The following is a 13,828-nucleotide window of genomic DNA, read 5'->3' as shown; positions in this document are numbered from 1 at the left end:
GGGGTGCATGCAGGGTCTTGGCGGGCAGCCTGGATGAGGCTCTCGAGGCTCTCCGCAGGGGCCTCCCAGTGCTAGTCCACGATGACGAGGCCCGCGAGAACGAGGTAGACTACGTTATACATGCCTCAAGGGTTACAGTGGACCACATCTACGAGATGCGGATGCTAGCGGGAGGCCTCATCTGCTACGCCATGCCGCTCCAGGCCGGCAGGCTCCTCGGGCTGCGCTACGGCTACGAGATCATAGCAAGTATACCGGAGCTGGCGCCGCTGGCCAGCCGCACCCTGGGGTACGGCGACCAGCCAGCCTTCTCCATATGGGTTAACAGCGTGCGCGCGAGGACCGGTATACGGGACCGCGACCGAGCCACCACTATAAGGGAGCTGGACCGGGTGCTCTCGATGATTGTGGATGGCAGGGTGGGGGAGGCCCGCCGCTACTTCCTGGAGAACTTCGTGGCGCCCGGCCACGTGCCCATACTCCTGGGCCGTAGGCTCCGCGAGAGAAGGGGGCATACGGAGCTCTCCCTCCACCTGGCAATGCTGGCTGGGATGACGCCTTCAGTCGTAGTGGTGGAGATGCTTTCAAAGGGGGATGTCCTCAGCGTTGAGGAGGCAGGGAGACTCGCCAGGGAAAAGGGGATCCCCCTGGTCGAGGGTAGCGAGATAATAGACCTGGTGGAGAGGCTTGGTGAAGATCTGTATTGTAGATACAACCTTTGCCAGGGTTGACATGGCTAGGCACGCTATAGACGTGCTCCTAAACCTGATGCCGGGCGCCAGGATAGTGCGCCGCACCGTGCCGGGTATTAAGGACATACCAGTAGAGATCAAGAGGCTGATGAAGAAGGAGGACTGTGATGCAGGCATGGTTTTCGGCTGGGTGGGCAGGACGCTTAACGATAAGATAAGCTACGGGGTCTACAGCCTGGCCATGCAGCTTGTCCAGCTCGAGCTCGAGAAGCATATAATAGATGTAACCGTCCACGAGGACGAGGCCGAGAGCGAGGAGGAGCTATACCGGATAGCCGTTGACCGGGCGCGGAAGCATGCGGAGAACCTCTACCTGCTCCTCTACCGCCCCGACGTTCTCACCGAGCGCGCCGGGACGGGGAGGAGGCAGGGCTATCCAGACGCAGGCCCGATAACATGGTAACCCCTGGGCTCCTCCTTAAAATCCTCGGGCGTAGCGCCTAGCCTCGAGGTGTCTTGAGAGTGGCTGCGGGGGAGGGAGTGAGGCTGGCTATAGTGGTGTCCGAGTTCAACCACGATGTCACCTACCTTATGCTCCAGCGCGCGCTCAGCCACGCCAAGTTCCTCGGGGCCACGGTAACCTATGTGGCTAGGGCGCCGGGCGCCTACGATATGCCCCTCCTGGTTGAGAAGCTGCTTCGCAAGGACGATGTAGACGCTGTCGTGGCCCTCGGCGCCATAATAACCGGCGCCACCAAGCACGACGAGGTTATAGCGCATCAGATAGCCAGGAAGCTCATGGACCTCGCGGAGAAGTATGGGAAGCCTGTCACCCTCGGAATCTCCGGCCCCGGGATGAACAGGATGCAGGCGCTTGAGCGCGTCGACGACTATGCGCGCCGCTCAGTGGAGGCCGCCGTCAAGCTAGTGAGGAGGCTTAGGGCGCTTGATGAGGCCCAGTACGAGGGGGAGACGGTCTACATCGAGTAAGAGTGTGCAGGTGGAGGTGCTGGCCGCCCTAGCCGGCGGCGAGCTCGAGCCAGTGAGCAGGCCATGCATAGACCTGGACGACGAGGGCGTGGTAAGAGGCCTGGGGAAGGGCTGCAGCCCCTCGAGACGGCTGCTCCCGGGGGTTGTCGTCCTCCCAGCGCTCTGCAACGCTCATCTCCACATACTCGACGCCTCTATAGCCGAGGCCGGGGAGACGCTGCCTCTCAACGAGCTGGTGGAGCTGCCCACGGGGCTGAAGTACCGGCTCCTTTCCAGCCTAGGCGACGAGGAGATAGCTGAGAGGGCCTCCACGGTCGCCGCCCGCGCTGCATCGGAGGGGGCGCTGTACGCCGGCGTCTACGCCGAGCTGGGGGCGAGGGGCGTAGAGCTGGTCAGGAAGATAATGTCCGCGCCCGGCTCCTCGGCCAGGATACTGGCCCAGCCGGAGTCGAAGAGCCTGGAGGCCTACAGCCGGCTCCTCCGCGAGGTGGGAGGCGTCGGGCTGGACACGGCCCTCGACCTCGCCCCCTGGGAGCTTAAACAGCTCGCCGGCGAGGCGAGGCGCATAGGCGGCCACGTGCACGTGCACGTATCCGAGACACCTGAGCTCTACCGTTCCAGGGACTACGAGCTGGTCCTCGAGACCCGGCCCTCCGCAGCCATCCATCTCACTTACCTGAGCCCCGAGGAGCTGACGGAGCTGGCCAGGGCCGGGATAGGCTTGGTCTTCTGCCCCCGTTCCAACATGTACCACCTGGGCCGGCTCCCGGCGCTAAGCCTCATCCCAGCCCTGGCCAGGGAGACCATGGTGGCGCTCGGCACCGATAACGCCGCCTGGGTACCCCCTAGGGTTGCGGAGGAGATGGCGTTCGCGTACATAGCCGCCCACTCGCCCGGCAGAAGCAGCGCCGAGGCCCTGGCCGAGACACTCCTTCGGGCAGCCACCCTGGACTGTGCTAGGCTCCTCGGCCTGGAGGCGGCGGCGGTGGAGGAAGGCGCCCCCGCAGACAGGCTCCTGGCGGCTGCGCTCCCCGAGGCCCAGTGGAGCGGCTCGCTCCGGGTCACCCTGGTGAAGAGGCTCTCCGGCGCCCCAGTATCGATTCTACAAGCTCTTCTAGCCGGGTGACCGCTTCTCCGAGCAGCCTCTCCCCAAGCCTCCTCGAGGCCGGGACGGGCTCAGCCGGGTAGATGCCGGGGACGTCCCTAGCCACCCAGGGCTGGAACCCAGGCGAGCTACGGAGGCACTCCTCCCCCAGCTCCTCTACCGGCTTGACGCCCTTGGAGTGGCCACAGGCTAGGAGGATGCTCGCTTCCACACAGTCCGCGTGGATCAACGCCTCCCTGCCGAGGGCCCTGGAGACTGTATCCCAGAAGTTGAAGAGGTAGGCGTCATGGCCGCGGCCCCGGAGCACCCTGGCAGCCAGGTAGGCGGCGTGGAAGGCGCCTCCGTGGAACACAGCGAACACGAGGCTGCGGGCGCCCTGGAGGATAGAGGAGCCAGCCTCGACGAGGTAGCGTATGAATGTCTCGGGCGATAGGGATACGCGGAACCCCTCATGCTCCATTGCCGTCGAGTACGGTATTGGAGGAGCTACAGCCGCCCCCCGGGGGAGCCTCAGCCTCTCAGCCACGCACCTGGCTATCAGCAGGTCCGAGCCCAGCGGCAGCACCCCATGGTTCTCGATAGACGCTATCGGCTGTACCACTAGCTCCACCCGCTCCCCGGACCCGAGAAGCTCCAGCAGCGCTGCCAAGAGCCTTGCCCTGCCCCGGCCACCGGGCGTAACTAGAATTAGCGATTGCCCGCCGCCAGCAGGGGCTGCGGGATGAGGACGCCGTCCCAGACAGAGCGGCCCACCCGGATGAAGATCTCACGACGATCCGACCGCTGCGACGTAGGGTGAGCCGGCTGCGCCGCTCCTTAATACCCCCATTACTTGTGCCCAGTAGTGAGGCTCCTGGCTCCAGCTGCACGCCCCTAAGCATCGCTCTGGGGGAGAGATGCGCTGTGGACGTCGAGGGTAGGAGCAATTCACCGCTTTCGCCCTCCGAGCTTCTCCGCTACGAGCGGCAGATACCGATATTCGGGGTCGAGGGCCAGGAGAGGTTGAAGAAGGCTAGCGTGCTGGTGGCTGGGGTAGGCGGCCTGGGCTCCTTCGAGGCCCTCTACCTGGCGGCGCTCGGTGTAGGGAAGCTAGTCCTTGTGGATGGCGATGTGGTGGACGAGTCCAACCTCAACCGTCAGGTGCTCTACACGGTGGATGACCTAGGTAGGCCAAAGGCCATAGCCGCCGCCGAGAAGCTTAGACGCTTCAACCCCAATGTCGAGATAGTAGCTGTATCCGAGCGTATAACCGAGGACAACGTGGATGGACTCGTCTCCGAGGCCGACTACGTTATAGACGGCCTCGACAACTGGGAGGCAAGGTTCATACTCGATAGGGCCGCCTACCGGAGAGGTAAGCCCTTTGTACACGCGGGGGTCTACGGGCTCCAGGGCCAGGTCATAGTTGTTGTCCCCGGCGAGACCCCTTGCCTCCGCTGCCTCCTGCCCCCCTCCCTCAAGACTCCGGCCAAGATACCTGCAGTGGGCCCCGTGGTCGCGCTCGTCGGCTCAATAGCCGTGACCGAGCTTATGAAATTGATCACCGGTGTGGGAGAGGTCAGCAAGGGGCGCATGATAATAATAGACGCATACAACATGGATTTAATGAGGGTTCATCTTAAGCAGCGTGCAGGCTGCAGCTGCTAGCCCCCGCGGCTATTAATGGCCTAACTATTAATGGTCTAAATCTGGACAGCCTGCCTTGTCGGAGCCGGCCGCCTCCGGGACCGCGCCATGGAGGATAGGGTTGTTCTCGCCAGCGTCTCAGGCGAGATAGTCCTCAAGTCCGAGAGGACTAGGCCTAGGTTCGAGCAGAGGCTCATAAGGAACATACTGGATGCCTTCTCCAGGAGCGGCGTCGGCTGTAGGAGGGTGTGGATACACGCCGCCCGCCTCTACGTCTCCGGCTGCAGCGACGGAGAGTTAGAGAAGGCTGTGGATACGCTTACCAGGGTCTTCGGGGTCCATTGGGCTACGGTGGCTCACGTGGTAGAGTATAAGGTGCTCGAGGACTTGGCTGAGCGTGTCAGGGAGATAGCCGGGGACTGGGTGCGCGGGAAGAAGTTCGCCGTCCGCGCCAGGAGGAGCGGGGCTGAGGGCTTCACAAGCCTCGAGGCTGCCAGGGTGATAGGCGCCGCCCTCTACCCGCTCTCCGCCGGCGTAGACCTGGAGAACCCCGAAGTGGAGGTCCATGTAGAGATCCGGGGCAGGAGAGCCTACGTCTACCGGGAGACGCGGAGGGGCCCCGGAGGCCTCCCCGTGGGTGTTGAGGGGAGGGTACTCGCCCTCTTCTCCGGCGGCCTCGACTCCCCCGTGGCGGCCTGGATGGCCGCTAAGAGGGGCGCGGAGGTGGACCTGCTCCACTATGTGCTCGCCAGCCCCGCCTCGCTCGGCGACGCGCTCCGTGTGGGCTACCGGCTCGCCGGCTCCTGGCTCTACGGCTACCGGCCAAGGCTCTACGCCATCGACTTCCGCCCCGTCACCAGGGCTATAGCGGGCCTCGTCGAGCGTAGCTACGCCCAGCTCGTCCTCAGGCTAGCCATGTACGTGGCCGCGGAGAAGATGGCCCTGGAGCTGGGGTACGACGCCCTCTACACGGGGGAGAGCGTGGGCCAGGTCTCGAGCCAGACGCTGAAGAACCTCAGCGCCCTCGCCCGCGCCAGGCCCCTACGGGTCCCGCTTATCCGGCCCCTCGCCGGCCTGGACAAGGAGGAGATAGTGGATCTTACGAGGCGGATAGGGGTCTATGAGGAAGCGTCCAGGACGAGGGAGTACTGCCGCCTAGCCAGCGGCCCGGCCACCACCCGGGGCAGCCCCAGGAAGCTCGCAGAGGAGTACGCCAAGGTTGAGAGCGTGGTGGAGCAGAGCACTAGGCAATATATTGAGATTCCCCTCGTCTAGCCCTGCGCCTGCACTCGTAGAACCTGGCCATGGGGTCCGAGAGGAGCGTCTCCGGCTCCGCGGCCAGCTCCAGCAGCTTGGCTGCAGGCCTGTAGGCCACGCCCTCAATAATCCTCGGCGCCCCATAGTCGGAGGCGAGCACGGGCACCAGGAGCCTCGGTTCGACCCCGATTCCGGGGAGATCCTGGCAGCCCTCCTCTGCCTCCCGGCGCAGCAGCCTCGCGAGCCTCCTCGCCCAGGCCACCAGCCTCTCCGGCGGCTCTCTACCCTCCACGGGGAGGATGACGTAGACTATACCGTCCCTCCTAGAGGCTATAACCACGTGGAACGGGCCAAGCACAGCCCGTCTCACCGAGGCAATGATACTCCTCCTGGAGGCCAGTGCCTCCAGGACCCTGCGCAGCTCCCTACCCGTCTCAGCCTCCTCCCAGCCGCCACCCGTGTAGCAGACACGGCTCCCCGACACCACTACTAGCCTCCTCTCCTCAAGCTCCGTCAGCGCCTCCTCAACCTCGCTCGGGGCCAGCCTCGTCTCCGCCGCCAGCTCCGCCAGCGTAGCGCAGCCTCTCCTAGAGGCCAGCCTCCTCAGCGCACGCAGCACCCTGCCCGCGGCGCCGGAGCCCCTGCCAGCCATACCCCCTGGCCCCCGCGCAGCCCATGCTCAGCAATGGGGCCTCAAGGTCATCGCAGCGCTCTTCACGAAGGACGCGGTCATCACCGCCCCCGGAGGGCCTGCGCGCGGCTGGAGGCCTAGGCCGAGCGTGAGGAGCTGCATGGTATGGGTGTTCCGGCGCGCAGAGCCCCCTCACCCCAGAGGCCCCAGAGGGCCTGCGGGGCAGTCAGGGGCCCGGCGGCACCCGAGAGGCCCGGGAGTATGATAACGTGCCCCTCTGGGTATAAACAGCGCCGCGCGGGGCCTCTGGGGCGAGAAGACTCCGCATCAGCCAGCGCCTCTAGGCTGCTCGGTTTTCGGACTCGTCTTCACCGGCCCAAGCGTATCTCGGCCAGCTATTTCGTGCCAGATAAGGCTTTTTATGTGTAGACATGCTGCCCCAAGGGCCTGGAGGGTCGATGCAGGTATGTCCTTCCCTGCGCCGCCAGCGATGATGGGATACGACCGTTCCACGTCAATGTTCTCGCCTGACGGCCGCCTCTTCCAGGTAGAATATGCTATGGAGGCTGCCAAGCGCGGCTGGACGATGGTGGGCGTGAGGACCGCGGAGGGCGTGGTGATAGTTGCTGAGAAGAGGAAGACAAGCCCCCTCATAGATATAGGGCAGCTGGAGAAGGTGTACATGGTCGACGAGCACATAGGCGCAGGCTTCGTTGGCTTCGGGAGCGACGGGCGCGTGCTGATAGACTACGCCCGGCTGCTAGCCGTCCAGTACAAGTTCGTCTACGGTGAGCCCATACCCGTCGAGTACCTGACCCGTCAGGTGTGCGACCTGATGCAGGTCTACACCCAGCACGGCGGCGTGCGCCCCTTCGGAGTGACACTTATGATAGCCGGCGTGGACGAGGCCGGGCCCAAGCTCTACGTAGCCGAGCCGAGCGGCCAGTACATAAGCTACAAGGCCCACGGCCTGGGCCAGGGCGGTAGCCAGGCAGTGGAGGTGCTCCAGAAGGAGTACCGCGACGATATGAGCCTGGAGGAGGCGATACTGCTCGGCATGAAGGCGGTCACAACCGTGATGGAGGGCAAGCCGTCCACCGAGACCCTGGAGGTCGGCGTAGTAGAGGCCAAGACGCGGAAATTCAGAAAACTGTCTAAAGAGGAGCTCCAGAAGTTCCTAGAAAAACTCGGTGCCTAGCCGCTATGACGCGCCGGGGCAGCAAGGGCGAGCACGAACCAGTCGTCGCGAGGCTTGAAGTCGGCGGCAAGCGTTTTGAGGTCCTCGTAAACCCTGAGCTAGCCTTCGAGTATAAGCAGGGTAGGCAGGTAAACCTTGAGGAGCTCGTTATAAGCGACGCCGTCTACACCGATCTCCGCCGCGGCCTCCGAGCCTCCCCCGATCTTCTCCGCAAGGTTTTCGGGACAGACGATGTCGTGAAGATAGCTGCGGAGATAGTTAAGCGGGGCGAGCTGCAGCTCACGGCGGAGCAGCGCAGGAGGCTCATAGAGGCTAAGCGCCGCCAGATCATAAACTACATCGCGCGCAACGCCATTGACCCGCAGACGAAGCTCCCCATACCCCCTGCTAGGATAGAAGCCGCTATGGAGCAGGCGAGGGTCGGCGTAGACCCGTTTAAGAGCGTCGAGGAGCAGGCTCAGCAGATAGTGCGCGCCATAAGCCGGATAATCCCGATCAAGATAGCCAAGGCGCTGCTGCGCATCGTAGTGCCTCCAGAGTACTCGGGCCGTGTGGCCGGCTCTCTCTCCAAGCTTGGAGAGGTAAAACATATGGACTGGCGCAGTGACGGCAGCCTCGTGGCCGAGCTGGAGATCCCGGCTGGGCTGCAGCAGGAGGTTATGGACAAGCTAAACAAGCTCACCCGTGGTAACGTTGATGTCAAGGTAGTGAGCGTGGTGTAGCGTGGCGCGCATATATGTTCAACCCAAGTCGATAGTTTTGCCCGGTGACGTACTGGCTGAGGGAAATGATGTGATAGTAGACTCCATATATATTGAGCGCGAGGGCAACACCTACTACGCCACAATAGCCGGCTTGGTGTCTGTGCAGCAGCTCGAGGACGGGAAGTACAAGATAGGGATAATCCCGCTAGAGGGCGCCTATATACCGAGGCCCGGCGACATAGTCATAGGTCTGGTCAAGGATATTGGGCTGACCCACTGGGAGGTCGACATAGCATCCCCCTACAAGGGCATCTTGACGGTGCAGGAGGTTCTAGATAGGCCTTTTAACCCTGCCGTGGACAGCCTGGAGAGGTACCTCGATGTCGGCGACTATATAGTGGCTAAGGTTGTGGCCTTTGACCGTGCCAGGGACCCGCTCCTAACCATTAAGGGGAAGGGCTTGGGCCGCGTGGTGGAGGGCTCCATTGTTGAGATTAAGCCCAGCAGGATTCCCCGCGTTATCGGCAGGAAGGGCTCAATGGTAAACATGCTTATGAGGGAGTCTGGCTGCGAGATAGTCGTTGGCCAGAATGGCCGTATACTTGTTAACTGCCCTAACAAGGACCTGGAGGAGATAGTTATTCTCTCTATAAAGAAGATTGAGGCGGAGGCCCATACAAGCGGGCTGACCGAGAGGGTCCGGGAGTTTATACGCAGTGAAAGAGCCCGTAGGGGTGTATAGGCCATGGCTGGTGGTGGAGGCGAGAGACCCGTCCTCATACGCTGGGAGGAGCGGGATGGGCAGCGGGTGCCCGTCCGGCATGACGGCAGGCTGGCCGAGCAGCTGAGGTCGATAAGGATGGAGGTCGGCGTGCTAGGCAATGCTGACGGCTCCGCCCTGGTGGAGTATGGCGGCACACGCGTGCTCGCAGCGGTCTACGGGCCGAGGGAGGCGCATCCGCGCCACATGGCGCTTCCCGACAGGGCTATTATCCGCTGCAGGTACCATATGGCGCCGTTCTCTACCGAGGAGCGTAAGATACCTGCGCCGACCCGCAGGGAGGTAGAGCTCTCCAAGGTTATACGCGAAGCGCTCGAGGCCGTAGTCATTACGGAGCTGTTCCCGCGCACAGCTATAGACGTCTACATGGAGGTTCTCCAGTCCGACGGGGGCACGAGGACGGCTGCGATAACGGCTGCCAGCCTCGCTCTCGCCGACGCGGGTATAGCTATGCGTGATCTCGTAGCCGGTGTCGCCGTGGGTAAGGTTGACGGGGTGCTGGTGCTGGATATAGACGAGATAGAGGACAACTACGCCGAGGCAGACATGCCTGTGGCCATGGCACCCAACCTGGATAAGGTCCTGCTCCTCCAGCTCAATGGCGTCCTCACTCATGAGGAGTTTGTGAAGGCAATGGAGCTTGCCCGTAAGGGCATCCATGCAATATACAAGCTTCAGAAGGAGGCTCTCCGTAGGAAGTATGCCGAGGCGGTCCAGGAGGGCGGTGGGCAGTGAGCGTGACCCCATCTGCGCAGCCGGTGGTGCCTAAGCTAAAGCGCTACACTATGGAGACGCTTCTCTCCCGCGGCGTCCGGCTCGACGGCCGTAAGCTGGACGAGGTAAGGAAGATAGAGATAGTGCCCGGCTACGTGGAGCGTGCAGAGGGCTCGGCGCTGGTGAAGCTTGGGCAGACAGTGGTGCTTGCCGGTGTTAAGACCGATATAGTGGCGCCGTTCCCCGATACGCCTAATGAGGGCGTGCTGGTGGTCCATGCAGAGTTCGTGCCGCTGGCGTCTCCGACCTTCGAGCCGGGGCCGCCGGATGAGAATGCGATAGAGCTGGCTCGTGTTGTGGACCGGAGCCTCCGCGAGATAAAGGCGGTGGTTCTCGACAAGCTCGTGTTGGAGCCCGGCAAGCATGTCTGGAGGCTCTACGTAGACATATATGTGCTGAACCACGACGGTAACCTGTTCGACGCATCAATGCTGGCCGCTATGGCCGCGCTTCTCTCCGCTAGGCTCCCGGCGGCGGTGAAGACCGAAGATGGATACCGTGTGGACCGCAGCAGGTTCACTGGCCTGGTCCCCATAAACCATAGGGTGGTCACGGTAACCATTGCCAAGATCGCCGGGAAGCTGCTGGTTGACCCAACCTATGAGGAGGAGCAGGTGGCTGATACAAGGCTCGTGGTGGCGGTGAGCGAGGACGGCAGGATAGCCGGCATGCAGAAGACGGGCATGGGAGACCTGTCATACCGTGAGGTGCTCACGGCCACCTCTATAGCTCTCAACAAGGCCCCCGTCTACCAGAAGGCCCTGGAGGATATGGTGCTCCCCTACCGCTCCAAGCTAGAGAGGGAGCTAGGCGAGCAGGGCGGCGGGGAAGCCAGGCCGCAGCCGGCAGTGCACAGGGAGCATGAGGAGCCTGTTGAGGTCCAGGAGGTTGCTGAGGAGAGCGGGGAGGGCGGTGAAGAGTACGAGGAGTGAGTAGGGGCGGCCTAGGCGCTCCTCTATAGTCTTATAACCCTGGGCTTGCCAGCGGCATGGTGGGTGGCTGGGCAGTGGCTAGGCGGACGCGTGCTGTAGGCATCGCGGGGAGGTTCGGCCCGCGCTACGGCTCCACGCTGAGGAAGCGCTGGAAGGACGTCATGGAGCGCCGCTATGCAGACCACGTGTGCCCCTTCTGCGGCACCCGGGGGCACGTTAAGAGGATAAGCGTGGGCGTGTGGACCTGCACCAAGTGCGGCGCCGTCTGGGCGGGCGGCGCTTACGTGCCCAGGACGGGGCTGAGCAAGACCTTCCCCAAGGTGATTATACGCGAGGACTAGCCGCCCCGTGGCACCCGGCCTCCCGGGGCTTTAGCGGGGCCTCCGCTCCTGGGCAGCGGCTCTACAGGGTTCATCCGCCCCTCCAGCACGGGTGGCATCTCCTAAGGGGAGCGTCGTGGCGCGCACCGGTACCCCTCCCGGCGGCAGGAGCCTCATACTCGTGACAACATCCCACCGGCCTACCCAGCGTGTGAGGAGCTTCGTGAAGGACCTGGTGTCGGTGCTGCCAGGGGCTGAGAGGCTCACCAGGGGGAAGGCCACGCTCCGCGACCTCTACTACGAGGCCGCTGCGAGAGGCGCTAAGAGGGTCATAGTGGTCTCCGTCTGGAAGGGCAACCCGGGCACTGTTAACGTCTACCAGCCCCTAGAGCCCCCGGAGATGGAGCTGCGGCTCATGGCGCGGATCCTGCTCCGCGGCGTGCGCCTCTCCCGGGAGACCCCAGGAGCTCAAAGGGCCTACGGGGCCCGTAGCCTCGGGGTCCACGTAGCCCCCTCCGCCGGCCAGGCCCTCCACAGCCTGGCGGACCTGCTCTCCAGGGCATTCCTGGCCCGCGTAGCGCTAGACTACGAGGAGGCGCTTGCCAGGTTCGACGTGGTAGCCGTTGTCAGGGAGGGTAGCCGCAGCCTGGCGGAGGTGGAGTTCCGCTGCAGCACGGGCCGTGCCTGCGGCCCCCTACTCCGCATAGCGGGGGTCGTGGACTATGACACGGGTGTCAGGCTGCATAAGGCTGAGGGGGCTCTCGGAGAAGCTGGCCAAAGCCCTGGCTAGGTCGCTGGAGACGGAGGCCCGCAACCCCCCGGACCCTGGCCGGGGCAGGGTGGTGGTGCGGGCGGGGCCCAGCGTGCTCGAGATATGCCTGGAGGCGCGCGACCTATCCTCCGCTAGGACGCTAGTAAACGCTTATCTTAGCCTCGCCGCCGCAGCTCTTGAAGCGGTTGAAGCGGTAGGTGGATAGCTGTGGCCCAGCGGCTGCCACCGGAGATCGAGAACAAGCTCGCCCGGCTACAGAGCCTCCAGGCCCAGTACACTAGGATAGCCCAGGAGCGCGTCGCGGTGGAGAGCGAGATAGCTGAGACCCAGAAGGTGCTCAAGCTCCTCGAGGAAGCGGGCGAGGGCGCCCCTGTCTACCGCATGAAGGCCGGTATACTCGTGCGCGTGGACAGAGAGAAGCTCATCCAGGAGCTGAAGGATAGGCTCGAGATACTGGAGCTGAGGCTCCAGAAGCTAAAGAAGCAGGAGGGCGAGCTTAAGAAGCAGCTGGACAAGCTCGCTGGGGAGATAAAACAGATGCAGGCCCACCTAACCCTAGGCAAGCAGGGCGGCGCCGGCGGCTAGCCCCTCCACAGCCCCGGGTTTTTAAGCACCGCAGAGCCCGTCCCCGCCCGCGCCTCCCCCGGGGTGGAGCCGTGGAGGCATGCCGGCAGGCCCCTCAGCGGTGAACACGCACCGGTCCAGGGGATATCGGCCGTCATGGCCCGTGTGGTCAGCGTAGGGCTCGAGAAGAAGCCGCTGAGCCCCGAGGAGCTCGAGAGGCTCCTCTCCGGCGTGGAGAGGGTCATAGCTGAGGCTCTTGAGCGGAGGCTGCGCCGCCGGCTAGACGAGATGGACGTCATAGTTGAGGGCGAGCTCAGCCCTAACGGGAGGAGCTTAAAGGTCTACATCGATGTACGTGTCACGGGTAGGCTGATAGCCCCCTTATCCTATGACGAGGTGGTGGCTGAGGCTATTGACGAGGCGGGGCGATGGCTCTACGAGCAGCTACGCTCTAGAGCAGCTGAAGGAGAAGACGAGGAAGATGCTGGAGCTGGCTAGCTCCGCCGGCACACCTATAGTGGTTACAGCCCACCGTAACGCTGACCCCGACGCCTTCGCCTCAGCCTATGTAGTGCGCGAGATCCTCCGCCGCCACGGCTACGACGCCCGGCTAGTGCTCCCCGAGGGGCTTAGCCAGGCTAGCAAGCGGGTGGTCCAGGCCATACTAGGCAAGGAGCCCGGCGACGTGGAGGACGAAGCGCCTGACGAGTCGGCGATGGCCGTAGTGGTTGATACAGCCTCGCCGGAGCAGCTGGGGGACCTGGCCAACTTTGCTCTCAACGTGATGCTGGTGGTTATAGACCATCATTCCTCCAACAAGCTTGTCGAGCGCGCAGCCCTGGCCATACACGACCCCTCGGCCCGCGCAACCTCCGAGCTAGTATACCTCATGGCCGTCCACGTGCTCGGCGTGGAGCTGGGCAGGGAGCACCTGGAGCTGCTCCTCTCCGGGATAGTCTACGATACCAGGCACTTCATACTCTCGAGTGCCCGCACGCTCAGGGTGTCGGCGGAGATGCTCGAGGCAGGAGCCAGCCTCGAGAGGGTGCTACAGGCCCTACAGTCGCCCCCCATGGAGCTGCCGGAGAGGATAGCCAGGATAAAGGGGGCCAAGAGGATGCATGCAGTCAGGGCGGGCGACTACATAGTGGCCTTCACCCATGTCGGCGCCTACGAGTCTAGCGTCGCACGCGCTATTCTCGACCTCGGGGCTGACATGGTGATAATCGTGTCCGAGAGGGGCTCGGAGACCAGGGTAGTGGGTAGGGCCAAGCGAGGCGTGGTGGAGAAGCTCGGCATACAGCTGGGCCGCGACATAATGGAGCCCCTGGGGAGGAGCCTGGGCGGCGGGGGAGGCGGCCACGCCCAGGCAGCGGGCGCCTCGGTGCGGGCCAGCCTAGAGCGCACCCTCAGCGAGGCAGTGAGACTGGTGGAGAATATACTGAGGAGCCGCGGGCTACAGCCCGAGCCCATAACCTAGCC

The 13,828-nt window shown here is 63.7% G+C and carries 19 protein-coding genes; 17 read left to right on the top strand and 2 right to left on the bottom strand.

Annotated elements, in window-relative coordinates; all coding sequences use genetic code 11:
- Window positions 1-17: 17 nt before the first annotated feature.
- From ACZ42Y_RS01625 to ACZ42Y_RS01610, 4 genes are read left to right on the top strand one after another with little or no spacing between them, the layout of a single operon-like run.
- Window positions 18-731 carry a 3,4-dihydroxy-2-butanone-4-phosphate synthase gene (locus ACZ42Y_RS01625; RefSeq protein ID WP_168371187.1) on the top strand — a complete coding sequence of 238 codons (714 nt, stop codon included), beginning with the start codon at window positions 18-20 and terminating at the stop codon, window positions 729-731.
- The gene (ribC, locus tag ACZ42Y_RS01620) at window positions 688-1,155 is read left to right on the top strand and encodes a riboflavin synthase (RefSeq protein ID WP_058370105.1); all 468 of its coding nucleotides are present in this window, start codon (window positions 688-690) and stop codon (window positions 1,153-1,155) included. The genes ACZ42Y_RS01625 and ribC overlap by 44 nt, the downstream gene beginning before the upstream one ends.
- Window positions 1,156-1,214: 59 nt before the next feature.
- On the top strand, window positions 1,215-1,682 hold the full coding sequence (gene ribH, locus ACZ42Y_RS01615; RefSeq protein ID WP_083494577.1) for a 6,7-dimethyl-8-ribityllumazine synthase: 468 nt from the start codon (window positions 1,215-1,217) through the stop codon (window positions 1,680-1,682).
- Window positions 1,642-2,808: an amidohydrolase family protein gene (locus ACZ42Y_RS01610; RefSeq protein WP_083494394.1), complete on the top strand. Its 1,167-nt coding sequence runs from the start codon at window positions 1,642-1,644 to the stop codon at window positions 2,806-2,808. Before ribH ends, ACZ42Y_RS01610 begins: the two co-directional genes overlap by 41 nt.
- Here the strand turns inward: ACZ42Y_RS01610 and ACZ42Y_RS01605 are convergent.
- Window positions 2,744-3,436: a creatininase family protein gene (locus ACZ42Y_RS01605; RefSeq protein ID WP_464735551.1), complete on the bottom strand. Its 693-nt coding sequence runs from the start codon at window positions 3,434-3,436 to the stop codon at window positions 2,744-2,746. The genes ACZ42Y_RS01610 and ACZ42Y_RS01605 overlap by 65 nt on opposite strands.
- A 254-nt stretch (window positions 3,437-3,690) precedes the next feature.
- Here ACZ42Y_RS01605 and ACZ42Y_RS01600 point away from each other — a divergent pair, with 254 nt between their 5' ends.
- Both ACZ42Y_RS01600 and ACZ42Y_RS01595 read left to right on the top strand, forming a co-directional pair.
- On the top strand, window positions 3,691-4,434 hold the full coding sequence (locus ACZ42Y_RS01600; protein WP_464735550.1) for a HesA/MoeB/ThiF family protein: 744 nt from the start codon (window positions 3,691-3,693) through the stop codon (window positions 4,432-4,434).
- Between the two features lie 87 nt (window positions 4,435-4,521).
- A complete protein-coding gene (locus ACZ42Y_RS01595) occupies window positions 4,522-5,688 on the top strand; it encodes a tRNA sulfurtransferase (RefSeq protein WP_058370108.1) in 1,167 nt (388 codons plus the stop codon).
- Here the strand turns inward: ACZ42Y_RS01595 and ACZ42Y_RS01590 are convergent.
- Entirely contained in the window at window positions 5,657-6,322 is a 666-nt protein-coding gene (locus tag ACZ42Y_RS01590) for a helix-turn-helix domain-containing protein (RefSeq protein ID WP_464735549.1), read from the bottom strand. The genes ACZ42Y_RS01595 and ACZ42Y_RS01590 overlap by 32 nt on opposite strands.
- Before the next feature lie 445 nt (window positions 6,323-6,767).
- Here ACZ42Y_RS01590 and psmA point away from each other — a divergent pair, with 445 nt between their 5' ends.
- From psmA to ACZ42Y_RS01535, 11 genes are all read left to right on the top strand, one after another.
- Window positions 6,768-7,499 carry an archaeal proteasome endopeptidase complex subunit alpha gene (gene psmA / locus ACZ42Y_RS01585; RefSeq protein ID WP_058370110.1) on the top strand — a complete coding sequence of 244 codons (732 nt, stop codon included), beginning with the start codon at window positions 6,768-6,770 and terminating at the stop codon, window positions 7,497-7,499.
- 5 nt (window positions 7,500-7,504) lie between these two features.
- Entirely contained in the window at window positions 7,505-8,221 is a 717-nt protein-coding gene (locus ACZ42Y_RS01580; RefSeq protein WP_058370111.1) for a ribosome assembly factor SBDS, read from the top strand.
- 37 nt (window positions 8,222-8,258) lie between these two features.
- On the top strand, window positions 8,259-8,945 hold the full coding sequence (rrp4, locus tag ACZ42Y_RS01575; protein WP_236698070.1) for an exosome complex RNA-binding protein Rrp4: 687 nt from the start codon (window positions 8,259-8,261) through the stop codon (window positions 8,943-8,945).
- Between the two features lie 3 nt (window positions 8,946-8,948).
- A complete protein-coding gene (rrp41, locus tag ACZ42Y_RS01570) occupies window positions 8,949-9,719 on the top strand; it encodes an exosome complex exonuclease Rrp41 (protein ID WP_058370113.1) in 771 nt (256 codons plus the stop codon).
- A gap of 23 nt (window positions 9,720-9,742) precedes the next feature.
- Window positions 9,743-10,690, top strand: a complete 948-nt coding sequence (gene rrp42 / locus ACZ42Y_RS01565) for an exosome complex protein Rrp42 (RefSeq protein ID WP_464735548.1) — start codon at window positions 9,743-9,745, stop codon at window positions 10,688-10,690.
- 74 nt (window positions 10,691-10,764) lie between these two features.
- On the top strand, window positions 10,765-11,031 hold the full coding sequence (locus ACZ42Y_RS01560; protein ID WP_058371313.1) for a 50S ribosomal protein L37ae: 267 nt from the start codon (window positions 10,765-10,767) through the stop codon (window positions 11,029-11,031).
- A gap of 115 nt (window positions 11,032-11,146) precedes the next feature.
- Complete coding sequence (locus ACZ42Y_RS01555; protein WP_236698072.1) at window positions 11,147-11,800, top strand: Brix domain-containing protein; 654 nt, start codon at window positions 11,147-11,149, stop codon at window positions 11,798-11,800.
- A complete protein-coding gene (locus tag ACZ42Y_RS01550) occupies window positions 11,742-11,987 on the top strand; it encodes a KEOPS complex subunit Pcc1 (RefSeq protein ID WP_058370115.1) in 246 nt (81 codons plus the stop codon). The genes ACZ42Y_RS01555 and ACZ42Y_RS01550 overlap by 59 nt, the downstream gene beginning before the upstream one ends.
- Before the next feature lie 2 nt (window positions 11,988-11,989).
- Window positions 11,990-12,367, top strand: a complete 378-nt coding sequence (locus tag ACZ42Y_RS01545) for a prefoldin subunit beta (RefSeq protein ID WP_058370116.1) — start codon at window positions 11,990-11,992, stop codon at window positions 12,365-12,367.
- A 135-nt stretch (window positions 12,368-12,502) separates the two neighbouring features.
- Window positions 12,503-12,844: a hypothetical protein gene (locus ACZ42Y_RS01540; protein WP_058370117.1), complete on the top strand. Its 342-nt coding sequence runs from the start codon at window positions 12,503-12,505 to the stop codon at window positions 12,842-12,844.
- On the top strand, window positions 12,759-13,826 hold the full coding sequence (locus tag ACZ42Y_RS01535; protein ID WP_058370118.1) for a DHH family phosphoesterase: 1,068 nt from the start codon (window positions 12,759-12,761) through the stop codon (window positions 13,824-13,826). Before ACZ42Y_RS01540 ends, ACZ42Y_RS01535 begins: the two co-directional genes overlap by 86 nt.
- Window positions 13,827-13,828: the final 2 nt, after the last annotated feature.

The organism is Pyrodictium brockii (assembly GCF_055379715.1).
This window is presented reverse-complemented; position numbering and strand designations above follow the sequence as displayed.